The 21,175-nt window shown below is 60.9% G+C and carries 18 protein-coding genes; 5 read left to right on the plus strand and 13 right to left on the minus strand.

Going from position 1 to position 21,175, the window contains the following annotated elements:
- Nucleotides 1-37 precede the first annotated feature (37 nt).
- The 6 genes from C4J85_RS10825 to C4J85_RS10850 all read right to left on the minus strand — a co-directional run bounded on the left by C4J85_RS10825 (nt 38) and on the right by C4J85_RS10850 (nt 4,655).
- Complete coding sequence (locus tag C4J85_RS10825) at nt 38-784, minus strand: hypothetical protein (protein WP_124409559.1); 747 nt, start codon at nt 782-784, stop codon at nt 38-40.
- Nucleotides 785-821: 37 nt separating this feature from the next.
- On the minus strand, nt 822-1,502 hold the full coding sequence (locus tag C4J85_RS10830; RefSeq protein ID WP_124409560.1) for a C39 family peptidase: 681 nt from the start codon (nt 1,500-1,502) through the stop codon (nt 822-824).
- A gap of 61 nt (nt 1,503-1,563) precedes the next feature.
- Nucleotides 1,564-2,301: a hypothetical protein gene (locus C4J85_RS10835; protein WP_124409561.1), complete on the minus strand. Its 738-nt coding sequence runs from the start codon at nt 2,299-2,301 to the stop codon at nt 1,564-1,566.
- A gap of 68 nt (nt 2,302-2,369) precedes the next feature.
- A complete protein-coding gene (locus C4J85_RS10840) occupies nt 2,370-2,918 on the minus strand; it encodes an adhesin (RefSeq protein ID WP_124362393.1) in 549 nt (182 codons plus the stop codon).
- Nucleotides 2,918-3,367 (minus strand): hypothetical protein, encoded by a 450-nt coding sequence (locus tag C4J85_RS10845; protein ID WP_124409562.1) that lies wholly within the window; start codon nt 3,365-3,367, stop codon nt 2,918-2,920. The genes C4J85_RS10840 and C4J85_RS10845 overlap by 1 nt, the downstream gene beginning before the upstream one ends.
- A gap of 292 nt (nt 3,368-3,659) precedes the next feature.
- Nucleotides 3,660-4,655: a FecR family protein gene (locus C4J85_RS10850; RefSeq protein WP_124409563.1), complete on the minus strand. Its 996-nt coding sequence runs from the start codon at nt 4,653-4,655 to the stop codon at nt 3,660-3,662.
- Nucleotides 4,656-4,795: 140 nt separating this feature from the next.
- On the opposite strand from C4J85_RS10850, the gene C4J85_RS10855 reads away from it, so the two are divergent.
- Nucleotides 4,796-5,065 (plus strand): PepSY domain-containing protein, encoded by a 270-nt coding sequence (locus C4J85_RS10855; RefSeq protein ID WP_016979404.1) that lies wholly within the window; start codon nt 4,796-4,798, stop codon nt 5,063-5,065.
- A gap of 20 nt (nt 5,066-5,085) precedes the next feature.
- On the opposite strand, the gene C4J85_RS10860 is transcribed toward C4J85_RS10855, so the two are convergent.
- Nucleotides 5,086-10,206, minus strand: coding sequence for a dermonecrotic toxin domain-containing protein (locus C4J85_RS10860; RefSeq protein ID WP_124409564.1), 5,121 nt, complete (start codon nt 10,204-10,206; stop codon nt 5,086-5,088).
- 178 nt (nt 10,207-10,384) lie between these two features.
- Between C4J85_RS10860 and C4J85_RS10865 the strand changes: the two genes are divergently transcribed.
- Entirely contained in the window at nt 10,385-11,422 is a 1,038-nt protein-coding gene (locus tag C4J85_RS10865) for an Ldh family oxidoreductase (RefSeq protein WP_124409565.1), read from the plus strand.
- Nucleotides 11,423-11,454: 32 nt separating this feature from the next.
- Here C4J85_RS10865 and C4J85_RS10870 read toward each other — a convergent pair whose 3' ends face one another.
- Complete coding sequence (locus tag C4J85_RS10870; RefSeq protein WP_124362397.1) at nt 11,455-11,775, minus strand: YqjD family protein; 321 nt, start codon at nt 11,773-11,775, stop codon at nt 11,455-11,457.
- A 162-nt stretch (nt 11,776-11,937) separates the two neighbouring features.
- Between C4J85_RS10870 and C4J85_RS10875 the strand changes: the two genes are divergently transcribed.
- Entirely contained in the window at nt 11,938-12,192 is a 255-nt protein-coding gene (locus tag C4J85_RS10875) for a hypothetical protein (RefSeq protein WP_003190904.1), read from the plus strand.
- Here the strand turns inward: C4J85_RS10875 and C4J85_RS10880 are convergent.
- Entirely contained in the window at nt 12,185-13,084 is a 900-nt protein-coding gene (locus C4J85_RS10880; protein ID WP_124411179.1) for a LysR family transcriptional regulator, read from the minus strand. The two genes, C4J85_RS10875 and C4J85_RS10880, sit on opposite strands and share 8 nt — an antisense overlap.
- Before the next feature lie 92 nt (nt 13,085-13,176).
- Between C4J85_RS10880 and C4J85_RS10885 the strand changes: the two genes are divergently transcribed.
- Nucleotides 13,177-14,103, plus strand: a complete 927-nt coding sequence (locus tag C4J85_RS10885) for a carbon-nitrogen hydrolase family protein (RefSeq protein WP_124409566.1) — start codon at nt 13,177-13,179, stop codon at nt 14,101-14,103.
- Nucleotides 14,104-14,939: 836 nt separating this feature from the next.
- On the opposite strand, the gene C4J85_RS10895 is transcribed toward C4J85_RS10885, so the two are convergent.
- Both C4J85_RS10895 and C4J85_RS10900 read right to left on the minus strand, forming a co-directional pair.
- Nucleotides 14,940-15,401 (minus strand): LEA type 2 family protein, encoded by a 462-nt coding sequence (locus C4J85_RS10895; RefSeq protein WP_124370363.1) that lies wholly within the window; start codon nt 15,399-15,401, stop codon nt 14,940-14,942.
- 12 nt (nt 15,402-15,413) lie between these two features.
- Nucleotides 15,414-16,844: a nucleobase:cation symporter-2 family protein gene (locus C4J85_RS10900; protein WP_124370364.1), complete on the minus strand. Its 1,431-nt coding sequence runs from the start codon at nt 16,842-16,844 to the stop codon at nt 15,414-15,416.
- A gap of 232 nt (nt 16,845-17,076) precedes the next feature.
- Between C4J85_RS10900 and C4J85_RS10905 the strand changes: the two genes are divergently transcribed.
- A complete protein-coding gene (locus C4J85_RS10905; protein WP_124409567.1) occupies nt 17,077-18,702 on the plus strand; it encodes a methyl-accepting chemotaxis protein in 1,626 nt (541 codons plus the stop codon).
- A 166-nt stretch (nt 18,703-18,868) separates the two neighbouring features.
- Here C4J85_RS10905 and C4J85_RS10910 read toward each other — a convergent pair whose 3' ends face one another.
- Complete coding sequence (locus C4J85_RS10910) at nt 18,869-19,843, minus strand: D-glycerate dehydrogenase (RefSeq protein ID WP_124409568.1); 975 nt, start codon at nt 19,841-19,843, stop codon at nt 18,869-18,871.
- Complete coding sequence (locus C4J85_RS10915) at nt 19,843-21,138, minus strand: MFS transporter (RefSeq protein WP_124409569.1); 1,296 nt, start codon at nt 21,136-21,138, stop codon at nt 19,843-19,845. Before C4J85_RS10915 ends, C4J85_RS10910 begins: the two co-directional genes overlap by 1 nt.
- Nucleotides 21,139-21,175 lie beyond the last annotated feature (37 nt).

A 21,175-nucleotide genomic window follows, 5' to 3' on the forward strand; every position in this document is an offset into this window, starting at 1 on the left:
TCCTTTTTGATGCGTAAGTGTCGAGGGTCAGCGTAGTTCAATAACCGAGCGTGCGTAGGCCTTTGAGTTGATCCAGGTTGCAGTTCAACGCGCCGTTGTTCAAACCGTTATTGTTCATCACGACGTTGAGTTGGGTCATGTTGTTGACGAAGTTGCTATTGCCGGTCAGAACCGTCCCTTGCAGCACATTCCCGCCGCCGATCTGCTGCAGGCTGTTGCCTTGGTTGTGGTTGGCCTGGATCGCCATTTGCAAGCCGCCATGGTTGGCCGACACGCTGACATGACCTGCCGGGCTGTCGCCGCTGACGGTGCCGCCGGCCACCAATACCTGCCCGGACTGCACAATGTTGGCAGGGGCAAAGCCGTCCTGGGTGACGTTGATGCCCACCGTGTTGTGGGCGGTGTTGCCATCGCCGGCGGTGCGCACGCTCTGGATCACACCCGGGCCACTGCCAAGGCCCGCGCCGCCGACCACATTGCCGGCGCCGATGTCCTGGTTGCTCCCAGCCCCCGCCGAGCCGGTGGTTTGTACGTAGAACTGCGGGGTGATGGTGGCCTTGTCGAGCTGCAGGCTGGCCTTGCCGGTGATGCTGTCGCCCACGGCATTGGTCCAGGTGCTGCTCATGACAATGCCGAAGCTGATGATTCGCCCCGGCATCACATAGCGGCCGCGCAGCTCGGCCATTTCCGAATCCTTGAGTTCGATCGGTTTGAAACCCGATGAAGCATAAGCGGGCATCGAGGCTGCCAGACACAAAACCGTCAGCCAACGGGAAATGTTCATCTTTTGCTCCTGGAGCGTCCTGCTCCTTATTGCGCTTCTAGAAGAAGTCGCTCTGGATAAAACCGAAATCCATCAGCTCGGCGTCGCCTACGGGCCGGAACTCGTTCAACTGGTTCTTGGCGGTCAGCGGCGCAGGCGGGTCGAGCAACACGTTGGTCTTGTCGTAGCCTTCGCCCAATACGGCGAACACGATGCCATTCCAACCCTTGACGAAGTCATCCCGCGAATAGCGCTTATGGCCCAGCACCGGGTCGCCGATATACACCCAGTCCTTGTCGGCCCGCTGCATCACCACGAAGTGCTTGTAGCCACGGATTTCCAGCAACACCACCACCGGGATTTTCACGGTCGTCAGGGTGTCTGGCGCAATCTTGTAGCCCCGGGCACGCATGCCGATGCTTTCGAGGTAGCGCTTCATGTCCAGCATGGAAAAACCCTGGGTACGCACCAGGTCCTGATCGGCGGTGAGCAGCATGCCTTTGATGAGGTGATCTTCGTCGACGTCCAGCCAATAAGCCTGGCGCAGGATGGTGGCGAGTGCCGCGGCACCGCAGCTGAAATCGGTTTTCTGTTCCACCAGGTTGGCGAACCGGCGTTCACGGATGCTCTCGACCTTCTTGAAAATCACCGCACCGCCAGGCATGGCGGAGATCGCCATGGTGCCTGCCCACGCGGGGCCGGTGAGTAACATCAGGAGGGTGAGGGTCGCGAGGCGCATGATCGAATGACCTGTTGGACACTGGAATAAAAAAGGGCCTTGTTACCAAGGCCCCGTTGGATCAGAAGCGCACGCCACTAGCGCAGACGCTGCAACCTTGGCCGATCGACAGGCTGTTGCTGCCTTGGTTGCCGGCGCCGGATTGCAGGTTCACACCCACGTTGCCGGAGTTGCGGTTAACCGAATTGTCGAGGCTGGCGTTGTTGGACACGTATTGCGGTTTGCCATAGCCATGACTGCTGGTGGCGCTATTGAGGTAGCTGTTGTTGAGCGAGTTCTGCTCGGTGTTGGAAGCCGCTGCGATGTTCTTGCCATCAGCGGTGGTGATTGCCAGGTTGTTTTTACCCTGGTTGCCTTGCCCGGCCTGGCCGTTGTAGCCCACGTTACCGGAGTTGCCGTTCACCGAGTTGTCCAGTGAGGCGTTGTTTTGCGTGCCTTTGTTGACGAAATTGTTGTGGGTGCTGCCTTGATCCACATCGATCACCGCGAACACCGTGGCAAAGTCGCCCTTGGCGCTGGAAATGGCGCCTGCGTTGTCAGCCTGGTTACCGGAACCCGACTGCGCATTGACCCCCACGTTACCGCTGTTGCCGGTGACAGAGCCGTCGGCAGAGGCATTGTTTTCGGTGTTGGTGTCGTCGAATTTGTTGTGCTGGCTTTGTTGTACGTCAGTGACCACAGCGGCAACAGTACCAGTCGGTTGAGGCGCCGGATGCCAGCCACCGCCTGCTTGAGCGGCGGCAGCCATGAGTGCGGCGAGAGCGAAAACCATTGGTTTCAGAGCCATTTGAGGTTTCATGGTGTTTCTCCTTGCTTCTAATTAGTTGGGTTAAGTGTTGGTACGGTCCAGCCAGTGCTACCAAGCGTTCACTTGATAGTGATACCCAGGGTGTTAGCCACTCGGTTCCCCACCCCGGCACTCTGGTTCACCTGAATCACTCCTCGGCTGCCGGTGAAGGCCTGGTCGCTGGTCACGACCTGGCGGCTGCCAGTGGTGGGGGTGAGCCCTGAGTCGGTCAACTGCGTCGTGTTCTGTTGCAACAGGACGCTGTCATCGATGCTTTGCGGGCCAGGATTGAGACTGATCCGCACGGCATTGATCGATTGGTTATTGGCCCCGGCCGACTGGTTGATGCCCAGCACGCCGTTGCCGTTGCTGAAAGAGGTGCCCAGGATCGCCGCCTTGGCGTTCAAGGACGGGTCGACGTTGCCGTCGAGTTTCTGGATGTTGAGGTTGGTGGCCTGGCCGCCGAGGACAATGGCGCGGCTGTTGGACATCTGTTGCTGGTTACCGGCCGCCTGGTTGATCGACAGCACGCCTTCGTACTGGTTACCGCTGCCTTGGATCACGGCGGTGTTGTCAGCCATCGTCGACGCACTGCCCAGCAGCGCCACCATCAGCACGAGGCGCTTCATCACTTGCCCCCCATCATGCTGCCGAGGTTATTCAAGGGGCTCATGCCGCGCTGGATCGAATCACTGATCTGCCCACCCATGCCGCTGCCCGCGCCGTGGCCGGCGGCTGCGCCGGTGCCCAGGGTCGACATGCCGTTTTGCGTGGCGCTCAAGCCCGCCTGATTAGCGCTGGGCTGGAGGGAACGCGCAAGGCTCGAACCGCTGCGAATACCGCCGATGTCCACATCGCTGAGTTCGCCGGAAATGGCGCTGTTCACTTCTTTGCTGGGGTTGGCGTTGGCGGTGTTGGGGTAGGGGTCCGGAAGCGAGGTGCGCCCGTACATATGACCTTGCACGGTGCGCCCTGTCACGATCACGCCATCACCCGCCTGGCTCGGCAGGCTGATGCCAGCACTGAGCACGCAACTGATCAGCAGTGCGTTTATCGAGGCATGAGTGAGTGCGTTCACGGCGGCAGTCCTTGTTATTCACGCTGACCCTAAACAGCGTTGTCAGGGAAAGAGCAGAAGGCGTGCCGCTTTTTATTTTTCTTCTGGATTCAGTGTATTGCGAGTTGCGCTGGAGGATTGATCGGCTGGGGTGTTTCACGCGTGAGACAGTCGCCCTGCGGCGCGATGTGCTCCGCCGCTCGCGCCAGTTGTATCACTGGTGAAACAGTGCCCATGACAAAACCGTGAATCCGCAGCCACTGGGCGATTCAGCGCAGTTGGGTGTTTCAAAAATGGACAGGTAGCCGCAGGCTCAGCCTTTGGGCGTTTTACGCGGAATGGAGTTGAGTACAGGGTTGCCATCCTGGTTCTGGGTCAGGTAGACCGGCAGCACCTTGGGCAAGGAAGGGATGAGGTTGTTGACCTCACTGAGGTTGTAGATACCGCCAATGCGAATGGTCCCGGTGCCCGCGTCCGCCAGCATCGCGGGTTTGTCCAGGTAGCGGTTGATCAGCGGCAGGGCGTCGGCCAGGGCCAGGTTATCGAGCACCAGCTTGCCCGTGCGCCACGCCAGCGCGCTGTCATTGGGGTTGAAGGCCTGGACCTCGGGCGTGGTGTCGCCCTGATGATAGCTGGCCTGCATGCCCGGGCTCAGTTGTACGCCGGGGTGCAGGTTGTCACTGGCGATCTGCACCGAGCCTTCGAGCAGCATCACCCGGACCTTGTCTTCGTATTTCCACACGTTGAACTGAGTCCCGGTCACCCGCACCTGGCCTTCCCCCGCGTGCACGATGAAGGGGTGGGCGCTGTCATGGCTGACCTTGAAAAATGCTTCACCCTTTTTCAGCGTAACGCGTCGCTGGTCCTTGTAGTGGCTGTAGACCAGTTCAGTGCCCAGGTTCAACTCCACCTGGCTGCCATCGCCGAGGGTAATGTTGCGCAAACCGTTGACCGCTTCGAAACGCTTATAGGAACTGGGCAACCAGCCGGCTTCCCAGCCAGTGAACGCGGCCAGGGGTAACGCGGCGAGGCAAATCGCGGCTGCGACCGCGTAGGTGCGCCAGCGCGAACGTGGCTTGAACGGTAGCACCAGCGGCGGCGCCGGGCTGCGGGGCAGGTGGTCGGCCACTTCCCAGATTTCCAGCATGGCGGCGTATTCGAAAGCGTGCAGCGGGTGCGCATCGTGCCATTGGGTAAAGGCTTGACGCTCCGCCGCCGTGCAGTCGCCCGCATGCATGCGCATGCACCAATGCGCGGCGGCGTCGGTGATGGCGTCATATTCGGCTTCTGTAAGGGGCTTTTCGCTCATTAACTCATCCTGATTTCGCACATTCTAACCTCCCGAAGCGGACAGCGAGAACAGCCGTCATGGCAATTGCGCATCAATTGGAACTTATTCTTGTTTGGCTCGACCTAAAAATCAGCACATTCCCACAATGGAGTACGAACATGCTGAAGAAAACCTTAGTCGCACTGTGTGCAACCACCGCGCTGCTCAGTGCGGGCGCCGCCCTGGCCGATAAACCTGGCGCGGGCTGGATCACCATCGAAAAGGCCATTGAAGTGGCCAAGACCAAGGCCGGCTACGTTGAGGTGTACGCGGCCGAAGCCGACGACAATGGCTATTGGGAGGTCAAAGGCCGCAAGTCTGACGGCACCGTGTACGAGGCGCGTATCGATGGCGCTTCCGGCAATATCCTGCGTGACCAGAAAGACTGATATACCCGCCGGGAGCCTGTTCAGGCTCCCGCATCCAGCTCTCGGCCGAGTTGACTGATCATGTAGGTCACGGAGTCGGCATTGGCCAGGATCGTGTCGATACGTTTGTCGGCATTACTCATGAAGATCGACCGGGCGTCATCCAGCGTTCGGCCACCGGTGGTGCTCAGTACCTTTGCCTTTTGCGCCGACGTAGCGTCACTGCTGCCGAAATCTTCCCATTCCTGACTGAAATCATCCCATGTCCTGAACAGCAGCGTGGCCGGCGTCAGGGTGGACAGCGCGGTTTCGCGTAGGTTCGAAAGGTCGGTCTGCATCAGCTTGGTACGCGGGGTGCTGACTTTGATCAGGTCTGGGAACGGCCGCATGCTGTCCAGATAGGCCAGGTCCTCGGTCTGGGATTTGAGATGGGTTATCTCGTGAATCAGAATGGTCGCTCGTGCATGGGCCGAGATATCGAATGGGGTATTCAGATGGTTTTGATAGATGTCCATGGGCGGGTCGAAGAAGCGGTCCATCAAATAGATCTTCTGGCTCGCATCCTTGGGAATCACGAAAGCAAAGGTTTGTCGCGGATTGTAGCGATGGGTGCCGCAGACAAAACGCTGTGAGTCGGGGTTGATCAAGGTGTGGTTGGTCAACTCATTGAGTACCTCATCGATTCGCCGCTCGATTCTTCCCACCTGAGCGGGCGTCAATGTGACTACGCCGAACAACTCACCGAAAAACCGGCCGAGTCGGCTTAGAGCATTCAGGTGTGTCGCGAAGTGGAGGAGGTTGCGTTTGCAGGTGACCGTATAATAGGTCGCCACGTTAAGCGCTTCATCAATGCACTGGGCTTTCCAACTGGATAACGCGGCAATTTGCCTCATCCCCACCGCTTCGATATTGATGGAGTCGCGTTCGGCTCCTCGCGTCTGAACCTTGTCTGAGAAGCGACTCAACGTTTTGCCGTAAAGTGGATGATGCCGGTCGAGGTCCAGCACCCATGCGCCCTGGGCGTCGCGTTGTATATAGGGGCCCTGCAGCTCGTCCTGGTTCAGGCGCCAACGCTCACCGGCACTTTTTACCGGGTACACCTTGCCCGCCAGCGGCACGAAATGCCGGATGCCGGTCTTATCCCGATAGAGGTGGGTTTGCGCGCTCAACGCCAGATCGCGCAAGGCGATATCGTGCTGTTCAAAGGCTTGCAGCTCTGTGCGCCAGGGTGCCGTCAAATCCACCACATCCAGCTTCACGTCTGCCTTTGGGGCGGGCGTTTGCGGCAAGAGTTGGTCCAGGCCCTCGCGCAGGGAGGCTAATGCAGCCACGCCTCCGATGAAGGTTTTGAGCGCATGTTGCCAGCGGTGTTGCTGCAAGTCTTCAGCGGAGGTTTTGAACAGTTTATAGCTGCGCCACACCGCCAGCGGGTAGGCCAGCTTGCCGACCAGGAACTGCAGGCCTTTGGGGATTTCCTGGGTGAGCAGGCTGGTGACCGCATCCCATGCTGCCTGGCCTGATCGCGAGAACTGGGAGGCCAGCATTCCCAGGAGCATCTCGGCATTGTCTTCAAACAGCCGCTTGAGCAGGTTGCCGGTGATAGGCGTTGCCCCAAAACTGATCTCCGAGCGCTCATGGCGCGGTTTTTCGTTGAGCAAATTGCGGTAAGTGGCTTGCTCGGGCGCCTCCAACCGGCCGACTACCCAGTCCTGCAGCGCACCGGGCGTGGTCAACTCGTTGAGGAACGCCGCTTCATTGGCATATTCCTTCAAGCCATGTGTGGGGCTGTAGGGGGCGTACAGGATCAGGGGGCCCGAAGCGCCGGCCTTGGGACCGATCAAGTAGCAGCCCAGCGCCTTGACCCGCGCCGCACCTGGGGTGGCGACCAGCTCCAGGGGCCGAATGATCGCCGTTACGCCCGCCACGGCGGCACGCGCCAGCGCGTCGGGCATATCGAAGATGTGCTGGATGAAGCCCCAGGCCGACGCGGACAGCCGCTCATCCAGGGTTTGTTGATGGGCATAGTGCAGCAACTGCCAAGGCAATTGCCGACAGAACAATTGACGACGCTCGCGGCTGTCCTCGGACTGGCCTTTGAGGTCAGTGGTCAGCTGCTTCTGGAACATGCTTTTCAAGTCCAGTTGTCGAACCAGTTGCACGATGGCATCGCCGTCCAGTCCCGCCGGTAGCTCGGTGGCTGTACGCGACAGTGGCTTGATGTCTTCGGCGTGCAGCTCGGGCAAGTGCCGCAGGGCGAAGTCGGTCAGGGTCCGCGCGCTGCCCTTCAAGTCGATACGACTCGGTATCAGTACGTTGTCCGGGTTGATCGATTGCCCTGGAAAGCGTTTATCGAGCAAGGTTGAAAGGGTGCTCCTCGCCGCATCGCGCAGAGGCGTGATGCTGTGCAGGTAGTCACGCTCGTCCGGCGCGCTGATGCGGTATTGCTCAAGCAGTTCGGCGTGCAGGCGTTGCTCGCGGGGGCTTGCCATGCCCAGCCATACCGGCAGCGCTTGCAGGTTGATCAGGGCCCGCGCAATGGCAATGGACCTGGGCAGGTTGGTTGGTGGTGCCCGGCGGATGATGCTGTCCATGCAGTCCTGAAAGCGCTCTGCGTTCAGTTTCATCGAGAATAAATGGTCTATCTCGTCTCGCGTGAAGTCACTGTAGCTCTGTTGCCGGTCGTGCAGCAGGTGGTCGTCGATACGCCGCAGTGGGCCGAGCTGCCAGGCCTGATGGGGGACACGCTTGGAGATCGGCAGATTCTCCAGCAGGGTCAATCGCTTCAGGGGGTCTTGCAAGCGTTGCTCCACTGCTTGGCGCAGGGCCTTGATCGACCGATAGGCCTCGTAGCCGTTACGTGGCGTCCACAGCAGCGCCGTTCCTGAATGAATGGGGTCCGTGCCGCCACGTTCGGTCAGCACAAAACAGTTAGCCAGGGCCTGAGGCGTGCTCTGCGCGCCGGTTTTGAGGCTCAGGCCGAAGGCATCCGGTATGAACCCGTTCAGGCCGTGACGGGTCATCCGGGTCATGCTGTTGGCGTTCAGAACGCTGTCCAGCAGGGCGAGGCTTTGGGCCGGCAAACTCTTATGCAGCCGTCTCAACTGCGCCTCACCGCTCAAACCCTGCAACATGCCCAGGCTCAGGTGCGCCTGGTTATTCTCCAGGAGGAGATTGGGCAGTGCACGCAGGTCGTCACGTGCAAACGTGCCCAGGACTCGCTCGATGATCGAATTGAAGGTCGCGATGCTCAGGTTATGCAGCTTATAGGCGACACCGGCATGGCGGTCGCCGTAGAACCAGGTCAGGCTGGACTTGCTCAGCGCATCGGTTTGCCGGGCCAGGCGGGCAATGAAGTGCTCGACCATGCTCGATGAGGCCAGGGGCGGGCGGATTTCGCGCTCCAGGGCCTGGGTGGGGTAGGTATTGATATGAACCTCGTCGGCCTTCAGCGCCAATTGGCGCTTGGCCAACTCGGCATCCAGTGCATGGGCCGCCAGTTCGCGCAAGGTCAGATACCGGCTGCGCTCTTCGGCCATTGCCGCCTCTATCGCCTGCAATCGCTGCAGGTGCAACTTGGACTTTTCCGCCTGGACCGTGGTGGGGCGGCCACTGTCAGTGGTGATGGGATGGACGGTCCAGCGCCCGTCCGTCTCCTGCTCCAGCAAACGGCTGTCGAGCATGGTCCGTACGTCCAGGGCACTTTCGACTTGTGCGGCCAGGTCGACCCCGCCCGCGCTGCGCCGAAACAGCCCCAGCGCCGTTTCCAGATTGTCGAATTGCTTGGCGATGATGTCCTCGATGATTTCCTGGAACACATCGCCAGCGACGGGCTTGCCGGTCACCTGGATGTGATCCATGCCGACAAACACACTGCGCTCATCCACGGACAGGAAATTGAGCAGCTCATCTTCGTGTCCTGCGGTTTTGAGCATGCTCAACAGGGCATCGTTAAGGTCGTTCAGATCTGCGAGTACCTGCAAACCCCGTGATTGGGTGTAGAGGTAAGCGTGGGAATTGCTGATCATCAGGGTGCTGGCCAGATCGACGTAATGTTGAAACGGCGCATGTATGCGCACCTTTTCTACGCTCAGCCGACTGTCGGAGGCGGTACGCGCGGCTTGGTCGGGAAGGAACAGCGTCCTCAGTTTTTGACTTTGGTCGGCGGACAGAATCATTTCCTGTTGCTTGAACAGCAGGTCAACGCGGCATTTGTCACTGATAACCCGGCTGAAAAAGCGTCGGCGTGACTGGCGGCCGTTGAAGTCCTCGTTCCAGTAGGTCTGCAACAGGCTGTTCAATAACGTTGAAAGTATGCCGCTGGTTTGTTCGATCACGCTGTCCCAACGCTGCTGGTCTTGAGCCTGTTGCTCCGGGGTATGGGTGGCGGTGTCGAGACCGATATTGGAAAAAGTATGCGTCTGGTCCGTCGGCCACGCGTGATTCACATAAAAACGCAACAGCGCATCGCGCAGGGGCTCGGAGGTGACCCATCGACGGTCTTCTGCGGCCGACTCTCGGCTGAAGAAGCTCACCCGTGTATCGCGCTGGTTCAGGCCCGGGAAATAGGGACGGGCCATGATGCCGAGCAAGGTGTCGAGCATCCCGTGCAGGCTTGGGAGTTTGCGCAACTCGTCGAGCATGACTGCTACGTTTTTCTGCTGGCCGTCCAGGATGGCTTGCTGCTGGTCCTCCATCACCGCACCCTGGATGACAGAGGTGGTCGCGGTCAGGCGCACCGCCAGCGGCAGCGCATCCTGCTCGTCGATAGACAAAAAGCGCAGCAAATCGCTGCGTTGTGCAGGTTGCCTCAGCCGCTCGTCCACTTCATTGAGCAGGGCGGTGTGGCTGTCGAACAACTCCAGCCCTGTGTACGGGGTGTAGAGCACGGCCTTTGCCTCGTCCGGCGTCGGGCTGATGACAAAGGCGCCTGCCAGTGGGGTGGGGTGTTTGCCGGTGGGGTTGATCAGCAACCTTTCCACCAGCATGGGGTACTCGTTTAAGGTCGTGTCCCTGCGTGCCGTGTCAGTGGCGTAGTACAGCGTGTGCAGCCAATTCAGATCTTTCACCGTGAAGCCCAGCGCACGCTCCCGTGGCGTGGGCTCCTTGCGGCTGACAGGATGCAGGAATTCATCGAAAAAGTAGGGCACGGTCACATTCGCCATCCGGCATCTCCATTGTTGCGCGGTTATGAACTGTCAACGTAGAGGGCGGCGGCGGGCGTGCTGCGGTAGATAACTGGCTCAGACGTCAAGCGCCCGTTGACAGCAGGCACGGGAGGCGTTGTTTAATCGTCGGTCTGGATTCTTGTTGTCTCTTCCAATTACAAAATCGGAGCTACAGATGTCTGCCCAGTCCCCGATAGTTGACAACGCGACAGCGCTCATCGGTTTCAACGAGCTGGTGGGGTTGCTGCAAGCGGTGTTCGTGAAGCACGGCACCTCGCCACAAGTGGCTGCGATCCTGGCGCACAATTGCGCCAGCGCCGAGCGCGACGGCGCCCATAGCCATGGCATTTTCCGTATGCCCGGTTACCTCAGTACCCTGGCCAGTGGCTGGGTCAATGGCCAGGCCGTGCCGGTGGTGACCGATGTCGCGTCCGGCTTCGTGCGGGTGGACGCCGGCAACGGGTTTGCCCAGCCCGCCCTTGAAGCGGCGCGAGCGTTGCTGGTGGACAAGGCCCGTAGCGCCGGGATCGCGTTGCTGGCGATTCACAATTCCCATCACTTTGCCGCCCTGTGGCCGGATGTCGAGCCCTTCGCCGAAGAAGGGCTGGTGGCCTTGAGCGTGGTCAACAGCATGACCTGCGTAGTGCCCCACGGCGCCGACCGCCCGCTGTTCGGTACCAACCCCATTGCCTTTGCCGCGCCGCGCGCCGACGGCCCGCCGATCGTGTTCGACCTGGCCACCAGCGCCATCGCCCATGGCGACGTGCAGATCGCTGCGCGCAAGGGCGAACGCCTGCCACCGGGCATGGGCGTGGACAGCCTGGGCCAGCCGACCCAGGACCCGAAAGCCATTCTGGAAGGCGGCGCGCTGTTGCCGTTTGGCGGGCACAAGGGCTCGGCGCTGTCGATGATGGTCGAGTTGCTGGCGGCGGCGTTAACGGGCGGTCATTTTTCTTTCGAATTCAGTTGGGCTGATCATCCGGGGGCGCGTACGCCGTGGACAGGCCAGCTGCTGATCGTGATCGACCCGAGCAAGACCGCCGGGCAAAGCTTTGCGGTGCGCAGCCAGGAACTGGTGCGACAGATGCATGCGGCGGGGTTGCGGCGCTTGCCGGGTGATCGGCGGCATCGCGCACGGGCGAAGTCGCAGGAAACGGGGATTGAACTTGAGGTACAGGACCTGCAGCAGCTGCAAGCGTTGGCTGCGGTTTGAAGGGGCTGCGCCCTGGGCGCAGCCCCTGCTTATCAGTGACGGCGACCGAGCAGCAGGCCTACCACTAGGCCAAAGCCTGCGGAAATCGCCACGGTCTGCCAGGGGTGACCACCGATATAAGTCTCGGTGGCATCGACTACCGGCTTGCTGCGCTCACGGACGTTGGACACTGAGTCCAGGGCTTGCTTGAGTTTGATGGCGACCTGCTCGCGCAGGGTTTCGCCTTCCTCACCCACCAGTGATGCACTGCTCTTGAGCAGTTTGTCGGATTCTTCAATCAGCGAAGTCAGTTCGCTGAAGGCTTGATCCTTGATTTGATCTTCGACGGATTGGGCGGCGGTTTTGCGGGCCATGTGTGACTCCTTGCAAGTGTAGGTGACAGTGAACAATGGAGTGTCGGGCGCTGGCAAAAGTTGCAGTTATTTTGCGGGCTGCCCATTTGCGGCAAAATCGAAATCGGGTCTTTTCGACCTACAGTGTAAGATGTCACCTATTTGTGCAGCAGGTAACTCAACATGAGCTTCAATCTCGCCAACAAGACCCTCGCCGAACGCGCCGAGCTGGAAGATGAAAAGTCCCGTCTCTATGACCTGTGGCAAACCAACCTGGGCAAGGCCAAGGGCGAAGCCGCGCGCTTGTTCGGCGAGCGCGCCAAGCGCAAGGGCAAATGGGCCGAGTGGGTGCGCGCGGAACTGGACGGCATGTCGCCGCCGGAGTTTTCCAACATGGTGCGCAGCGAAGTCAACAAGCTGATGGCCGCGGCTAAATAAAGCACGCCTCGATCGCCTCGCGAACCTTCAACAGCAAGGGGTCGAGCTGGGCCTGGGTGCGCCAGCCCAGCTCGACCGGATAACGGGGCAATGCCAGTGGGCAGGGCAGTACGCGCAAGCCGGTCAGGCGGGCGATGGCCTCGGCGGCATGCCCAGGGATCGTCGCCACCGCCGCGCTGCCCTTGAGCAGAAACGCCAAGGCGGCAAAGTGGCTGGTGGACGCGCACACCTGGCGGCTCAAGCCGTGCGCCGCCAAGCCTTCATCGGTAATGCCGATAAACCCACCCGACGACACAAGCACATGTTCGCGCGCGACGAACTCCGTCAGGTCGAGCTGTTGCTGGCCGGGCGCCAGGCTGTCCGGATCCACCAGGCAGCGATAGTCACCTTCCCCGAGCACTTGCCGACTCAGGCGCCGCTCGGCAAACCCGCCGGCGGTGATCGCCAGGTCCAGGCTGCGGTCGAGCAGGGCGTCGGCGACGATCTGGCTGTGGGTCTGGCGAAAGATCATCCGCAGCTTCGGCAGACGCTGTGCGACGCTGTCCATCAGGCGACGGCCATAGGCAATCTCGAAGTCGTCCGACAGGCCCAGCACCACGGAACGGCCCTGATAGTTCGGGCTCTGTGGATCAATCATCGCCAGGCTTTGCCGACAACGGTCCAGCGCTTCGCTGATCACCGGTTTCAATTGGTTGGCGCGCACGGTCGGCGCCAGCCCACGTCCCGTGCGCACAAATAGCTGATCGCCATATAGCTCGCGCAGACGCCGCAAACCGGCGCTGATGGCCGATTGCGTAACCCCCAGGCGCAACGCCGCGCGGCTGGCGCTGGATTCGTCGTGCAGGGCTTCGAAGGTTTTGAGCAGGTTCAGGTCGACCTGGGCGATATTGATTTGGCTCATATCATTCAGTGCTGAGGGGGGCTTCATTCATGATCAAGCTTGGCCGGAGAATGGGCAACCCCTACTGACTTGGAGTAACTGTGATGCCTGTTTCTATCGTGGCTGCTTTACAAATTGGCTCGCTACCGGGCGGCAAGGCCGAAACCCTCGAACAGATACTCGCCTATGAAGACGAAATTCGGCGCAGCGGCGCGCAACTGGTGGTGATGCCCGAGGCCTTGTTGGGCGGCTATCCGAAAGGCGAAGGGTTTGGCACGCAACTGGGTTACCGCCTGCCGCAAGGGCGCGAAGCCTTCGCCCGCTACTTTGCCAATGCCATTGATATGCCAGGCGCCGAGACCGATGCGCTGGCCGGGTTGTCTGCGCGCACGGGGGCCAGCCTGGTAGTCGGTGTGATCGAGCGCAGTGGCAGCACCTTGTATTGCACCGTGTTGTACGTTGAACCCATGGGCGGGCTTGTGGCCAAGCACCGCAAACTGATGCCCACCGGCACCGAACGGCTGATCTGGGGCAAGGGCGACGGCTCGACGTTACCGGTGATCGACACCGCAGTGGGGCGGATTGGCGGCGCGGTGTGCTGGGAAAACATGATGCCGCTGCTGCGCACCGCGATGTACGCCAAGGGCGTACAGGTGTGGTGCGCGCCGACCGTGGATGAACGCGAGATGTGGCAAGTAAGCATGCGCCACGTGGCTCATGAAGGGCGTTGCTTTGTGGTGAGCGCCTGCCAGGTACAGGCATCGCCCACGGCGTTGGGCGTGGAGGTCGCCAACTGGCCGGCGGATCGACCGTTGATTGCCGGAGGCAGCGTGATTGTCGGGCCGATGGGAGACATTCTGGCCGGGCCGCTGGTGGGTGAGGCGGGCCTGCTGACAGCGCGGATCGATACCGATGAGTTGGTGCGGGCACGGTATGACTACGACGTGGTGGGGCATTACGCCAGGCCGGATATTTTTGAGTTGACGGTGGACGAGCGCGCCAAGCCGGGTGTGCGCTATATCACTGACTAAACGCGATTAAACATGTGGGAGGGGGCTTGCTCCCGATGGCGGTGGTTCAGTTGCAGATAGGCTGATTGGTACACAGCCATCGGGGCATAGGTATCTACACAACTTTGTAGCCGCCACGGTAACCACGATGCGAAGCGAGCCGCTCTTGCTTGTGATCTTGCTTTTGATCTAAGCGCCCCGTTAAACCACGCTGGCCGCAATTCGACAGTGATTTGGGGGGTAAACCGGCAGGGATGCCGGTTTAGCCGCCCCGCGCCATGGATGGCGCGTGGCGGCGGCCCCCCAAATCACTGTCGGATTACGGGCACACCGAGCCTAGGCGAGGTGCCGAGTGGTGGGGCAAGAGCCCTTTGGTTACTTTGGGGCTCTTTTCCAAAGTGACCCGCCGTCAGGGCGGACCCCTAAGCCGCCGTTACCGCAGCAACGGATATGTACTCGCTCTGATCCAACATCCTGGTCGGCTGTCAGGCCGCCATCGGGGGCAAGTCGAATCGTCGCACCGCCCCTCCCACATTTAGGTCGCGGGGCATCAGTTAGAGAGGTTTCGGCTCCCGAGCAATCACAGGTTCAGGGCCGTGCCAAAGTTGTGTAGAGACCTATGGCTATCGGGGGCAAGCCCTAATGCCAGTCAGTTAAGGCTTTTTGTAGGAACGAGGCGGGCGGCTAGCCCTTGCTCGCGAAAAACTCACAGGCACCGCGTTCATTCAGAAAGCACACGTTATCGTTGACGTTTTTCGCGAGCAAGCTCGCTCCTACAGACGGCGGTGTACGCTTAACTGACTGGCATTAGGGCAGGCCCCCTCCCACATTGGATCTTCAGCGTTTGTCGCCGCCGTTCACCAGGTGGCGGTGTTGGGCAAATCCAGCGTGCCCCGCTCGACAAAACGCATCGTCCCAAACAGCCCACCCGCCAGTTTGCCGCGCAGTACATAGGGCAGGTTGTTCAAGCTCTGGGTCTGGCTCAAGCCCAAAGTCTGGCGCAATACGGTGAACGCCGAAACGCTGACCGGCACCATCAGCACGGCTTCGGAGAATCGCGGAATGCTGCCGGCCTGGTCGCTGACGCCCGAGGCCAATGGCCGGCCGTTGACCTCCAGGTCCAGGGCCACGCCGTTGTAGTCGATTGGCGTTTCATTGGGGTTCTGCACCCGCAGCTTCACGGCGAAGCGTACTTCCAGGTCCTGGCTTTGCAGGGGTTCGATGCCGACCACGTTGATGTTGACCGGGTCGCGATTGGGGAACAGCGCGCAGGCGCTCAAGGTCAGTAGCAACAGCGATAGAACCATGAGCTTGCGCATACAAAGGTGCTCCTAGTGTTTGGTAACGTCCGGGTCCTGCATGACCTTGAGGGTAGAGGACTCCGGATTGAATTCATCTTCTTGCAGCTCTATGAACTCTTCCGGCAGGAAAATGTTCAGCAAGATTGCACAGAACGCCCCCACGGTGATCGGTGATTCGAAAATGTTGTGCAGCGCCTTGGGCAGGTCGCGCAGCACTTCCGGCACGGCGGCCACACCCAGGCCCATTCCCAGGGAAATCGCCACGATCAGCACATTGCGTCGGTGCAGCCCGGCTTCGGCGAGGATCTTGATGCCGGCCACGGCCACGGTGCCGAACATGATCAGGGTCGCGCCGCCCAGCACCGGCTTGGGCATCAATTGCAACACCGCGCCGATCATCGGGAACAGTCCCAGCAGTACCAGCAGGCCGGCGATGAAGTACGCCACGTAGCGGCTGGCGACGCCGGTCAGTTGGATCACGCCGTTGTTCTGGGCGAACGTTACCATCGGCAGGCTGTTGAAGGTGGCCGCCATGGCCGAGTTGAGCCCGTCGGCCAACAGGCCGGATTTGATGCGCTTGATGTACAGCGGGCCCTTGACCGGCTGCTGGGAAATCATCGAGTTGGCCGTCAGATCCCCGGCGGCCTCCAGCGGCGAAATCAGGAAGATCACCGCCACCGGGATAAACGCCACCCAGTCGAACGAAAACCCGTACTTGAACGGCACCGGCACGCTGATCAAGGGCACCTGGGGCAGGGCGGTCATGTCCACCCGGCCCAGCCACCACGCCACCACAAAGCCCAGGGTCAGGCCGATCACGATCGAGCCCAGGCGCAGGAACGGGTTGTCGAAGCGGTTGAGCACCACGATGGTCAGCAACACCAACGCCGCCAGGCCCATGTTGCTGGCGGCGCCCAGGTCGCCCGCACCAAAGCCGCCGGCCATGTCGGTCACCGCTACCTTGATCAGCGACAAGCCCATCAAGGTGATGATGGTGCCGGTGACCACCGGGGTAATCAGCTTGCGCAGCTTGCCGATGAACTGGCTGAGCACCACTTCGATGAAGGCTGCAAAAAAACAGATGCCAAAGATCGTCGAAAGAATCTCATCAGTGCCGCCGCCGCGGGCCTTGACCATGAAGCCGGCACTCAGGATCACGCTGATAAAGGAAAAACTGGTGCCTTGCAGGCATAACAGCCCCGAGCCGATGGGGCCGAAGGTACGTGCCTGTACGAAAGTGCCGAGCCCCGAGACAAACAGCGCCATGCTCACCAGATAAGGCACTTCGCTTTCCAGGCCCAGCACACCACCGACGATCAGGGTCGGCGTGATAATGCCGACGAAGCTCGCCAGCACATGCTGCAAGGCGGCAAATATCGCCGCCGTGAAGTGCGGACGGTCTTCCAGGCCGTAGATCAGGTCGGATTTATAGCGCGGGCGGGGGGCTTGAGCGTCAGACAAAATGAGGGCTCGGGTCAGAAAAGGGAGGCGCAGGATGCCAGAAACGGCCAGTCGTCAGAAGTGTAATAAATTATTTATAAAGCGCCTGCATAAAACGTCGACATCAGCCGATACCCCGTATAGGCCCACCTATCCATTACACCAGGGGTGGCCAAGGTCTGGGTAGCGCGTTGGCGCTGACGGATCGATTCGCGGCAGGCCGCTGGCGAACATCACTTCTGAGAGCCCCCTTATGTCCCTGCGTCATCTGAATATTGCCCCTCGCGCATTTCTCGGGTTTGCCTTCATTGCAGTGCTGGTGGTCATTTTGGGGGTATTTGCGGTCAACCGCATGACCCTGATGCGCCAGGCTTCGCTGGACATGAGCACCAATCAGCTGCCCAGTGTGACGTACCTGGGGCATATGACGGAAAACGTGTTGCGCATGCGCATCCTGTCCTTTCGCGTGTTGGTCAACCGTGAGCCGGCGGCCCTGCAGGAAGCCGAAGCCCGCATCGGCGTGTTGGTGGACAAGGTCAGGGTCGCGCAGACCCATTACGCCGCGTTGCCGGCAAATGTCGAGGAGGCGGTGTTGTATAAGGCATTCGCCACTACCTTGGACAACTACGTCAAGGCCCAGGCCGACATGATTGCCCTGTCCAGGCAAGACAAGGTCGATGAAATGCGCGCCCTGATCAACAGCCGTATCAAGGAAGGCACCGACCAGATGGGCGAGCAGTTGAACAAACTGATCGCCCTCAACGCCGCCGGCGCCAAGGCTGCCGATACCCAGGCAGAACACAGTTACGAAGGCGCCATTACCGGCGTCATCGTGGTGTCGGTCGCCGCTGCGTTGCTGACGGTGTTGCTGGCCTGGCTGCTGACCCGCAGCATCGTCACGCCGTTGCGCAAGGCCGTGCAAGCGGCTGAAAGCATCGCCGGCGGCAACCTGACGACAACCATCGAGGACGACGGCAAGGACGAACCGGCGCGCCTGATCAGTGCCTTGTCAACCATGCAGGCCAGCCTGCGCCAGACCATCCAGCACATTGCAGGCTCGGCCACGCAGCTTGGGTCGGCTGCCGAAGAACTGAGCGCAGTCACCGAAGAAGCCTCCCGTGGCTTGCAACAGCAGAACAATGAAATCGACCAGGCGGCCACGGCGGTCAATGAGATGACTGCAGCGGTGGAAGAGGTGGCGCGCAATGCGGTGTCCACCTCCGAAGCGTCCGGCCAGTCCAACCAGGCGGCGCGGGAAGGGCGCGACCGGGTGGTGGAGACGGTCGGGGCAATCCAGACCATGACCCAGGATGTGCAGAACACGGCGGCGATGATCGAAGGGCTGGCAGCGCAAGGGCGTGACATCGGCAAGGTACTGGACGTGATCCGTGCGATTGCCGAGCAGACCAACCTGTTGGCGCTCAACGCCGCGATCGAGGCGGCGCGTGCCGGTGAAGCCGGACGTGGCTTCGCGGTGGTGGCCGACGAAGTGCGGGCGCTGGCCCATCGCACCGCGCAGTCCACCCAGGAAATCGAGAAAATGGTCGCCGGCATCCAGAACGGCACCGGTGAAGCCGTGCAATCCATGCAGCAGAGCAACCAGCGCACCCAACACACCCTGGAACTGGCCCGCGCCGCTGGCGTGGCGCTGGAGCAGATCACCCAGTCGATCAGCCTGATCAACGAACGCAACCTGGTGATCGCCAGCGCCTCGGAAGAGCAGGCTCAGGTGTCGCGCGAAGTGGACCGCAATCTGGTGAATATTCGTGACCTGGCGACGCAGTCGGCAGCGGGCGCCAACCAGACCAGCGCGGCCAGCCATGAGCTGTCGCGGTTGGCGGTGGATTTGAATGGAATGGTGGCCAAGTTCGTTATCTGACCATTTGAAATGCAGGCAAAAGGGTGGGAGGGGGCTTGCCCTGATGCCATTGTAGGAGCGAGCTTGCTCGCGAAGAACTCAGGGGCCCCGCGTTCATTCAGAATGAACGTGTTGCCTAGACGTTTTTCGCGAGCAAGCTCGCTCCTACAGTGATAGGGCTCGCCCCTTATTTCCAGGCGCCTGGGTTCACCAGGTTCTGCGGGCGCTCGCCGGATAACGCCTGCAGCAGATTATCCACCGCACATTTTGCCATCGCCTCGCGTGTCTCATGGGTCGCCGAGCCTATGTGCGGCGTCGCCACCACATTGTTCAACCGCAGCAGCGGCGATGCGTGGTCGAGCGGTTCTTTTTCGAACACATCCAACCCGGCCGCGCGAATGGTGCGCTGTTGCAAGGCTTCGACCAGCGCCGCTTCGTCCACCACCTTGCCCCGGGAAATGTTGATAAAGATCGTCTCCGGCCCCATCAACGCGAACTCTTCAGCGCCAATCAGCTTCTCGGTTTCAGCCGTCAGCGGCAAGGTCAGGCAGACGAAATCGGCCTCCTTGAGCAAGTCCGGCAAGCTGCGGTACTGCGCGCCAAAACGCGCCTCTACCGCAGGCTTGGGCGAATGGCTGTGGTAGATCACCGGCATGCCGAAGCCAAAATGCCCACGCTGGGCCAAGGCTTCGCCGATGCGACCCATGCCGATGATGCCCAGGGTCTTGCCGTGTACATCGCTGCCGAAGTGTGCCGGGCCGATGTTCTTGTTCCATTGGCCGGCGCGCACCATGTCGGCCAGTTCCACCACGCGTCGGGCAGTCGCCAGGATCAGCGCAAAGCCGGTGTCGGCGGTGGTTTCGGTGAGTACATCCGGGGTGTTGCTGAGCAGGATGCCGCGCCGGGTGAGGTAGTCGATATCGTAGTTGTCCACCCCCACGGAAACGCTCGCCACCGCCTCCAGCTTCGGCGCAAGATCAAGCAGCCCGGCATCCAGGCGCAGGCTGGCGCCCAACAGCCCGTGGGCGTCGGGCAGGGCGCTACGCAGTTGGGCCAGGCCGGTCTCGTCGAGTGCGTCGATCAGGGTTACATCGGCTTGCTCATGCAGGCGGGCCATCAGCGGCGCGGAGAGTTTCTTGTATAAAACCACGGATTTTTTCATCAGGAATGGGCCTTTATTTCGAGGGTAGCCACGGGCTCGCGTACGCGGTCGCTGGCGCCGGGCTTGAGGAAAATCGTCAGCACCACCGACAGCATCAACGCACCGCTCATCAACAGGTACGAAGCGCCCGGCGAGCCGGTGCTGCTATTGAGGTAACCCACCAGGTACGAACCGCCGAACGAGCCCAGTGCGCCCATGCTGTTGATCAGCGCCATGGCGCCGCCGGCGACGTTGGCCGGAAGGATTTCCGGAACGATGGCGAAGAACGGACCATAAGGCGCGTACATGCACGCCCCGGCGATCACCAGCAGGGTGTAGGACCACCAGAAGTGTTCAGCCCCGAGCGCGTAGGAGGCATAGAAAGCGATGGAGGCAACCAACAGCGGCGGCCAGACGAAGCGTTTACGCTTTTGCAGCTTGTCCGAACCCCAGGACACCATCAGCATGCCGATCACCGCCGCCAGGTAGGGCAGGGCTGACAGCCAGCCGGCTTCGACCATGTCCATTTTCAGGCCGGCCTTGAGGATCGACGGCAGCCACAGCACGAAGCCGTATACGCCAATGCTCCAGCAGAAGAACTGCAGCGCCAGGATGATCACCTTCGGCGAGCGAAAGGCCTCGGCGTAGTTCTTCACCGCCTTGATCCCGACTTGCTCGGCGGCCAGGGCAGTTTCCAGGCTGTGCTTTTCCGTGTCGCTCAGCCACTTGGCGTCCTTGGGACGCTCGTCGGCCAGCTTCCACCAGATAAATGCCCATAACACCGCCGGCAGGCCCTCGATGATAAACATCCAGCGCCAGCTGAAATGCTGCACCAGATAGCCCGAGACCACCGACATCCACAGCATGGTCACCGGGTTGCCGAGGATCAGGAAGGTGTTGGCCCGCGAGCGTTCCGCACGGGTGAACCAGTGGCACAGGTACACCAGCATCGCCGGCATCACCGCGGCCTCGACCACCCCGAGCATGAAGCGAATGACGATCAGCATGTAGGCGTTGGAGACCACCCCGGTCAGGGTAGCCAGGCCGCCCCACAGGATCAGGCTGACGAAAATCAGCTTTTTGACGCTGCGCTTCTGCGCGTAGATCGCCCCCGGCACTTGGAAGAAAAAGTAGCCGAGGAAAAACAGCGCGCCGAGCAGGGACGACATGCCCGGCGTGATCATCAGGTCTTCGGCCATCCCCGAGGCGGCGGCGAAGCCGTAGTTGGCGCGGTCCAGGTAGGCCAGGCTGTAAGTGATAAACACGATGGGCATGATGTACCACCAACGGCGGGTGGCGAGTTTCACGGTTTCCATAAGGTTGCTCCTGAGCTTGTTGTAGTTGTGGCAACAG

The organism is Pseudomonas sp. R4-34-07 (assembly GCF_003852375.1).
Classification (GTDB): Bacteria; Pseudomonadota; Gammaproteobacteria; order Pseudomonadales; family Pseudomonadaceae; genus Aquipseudomonas.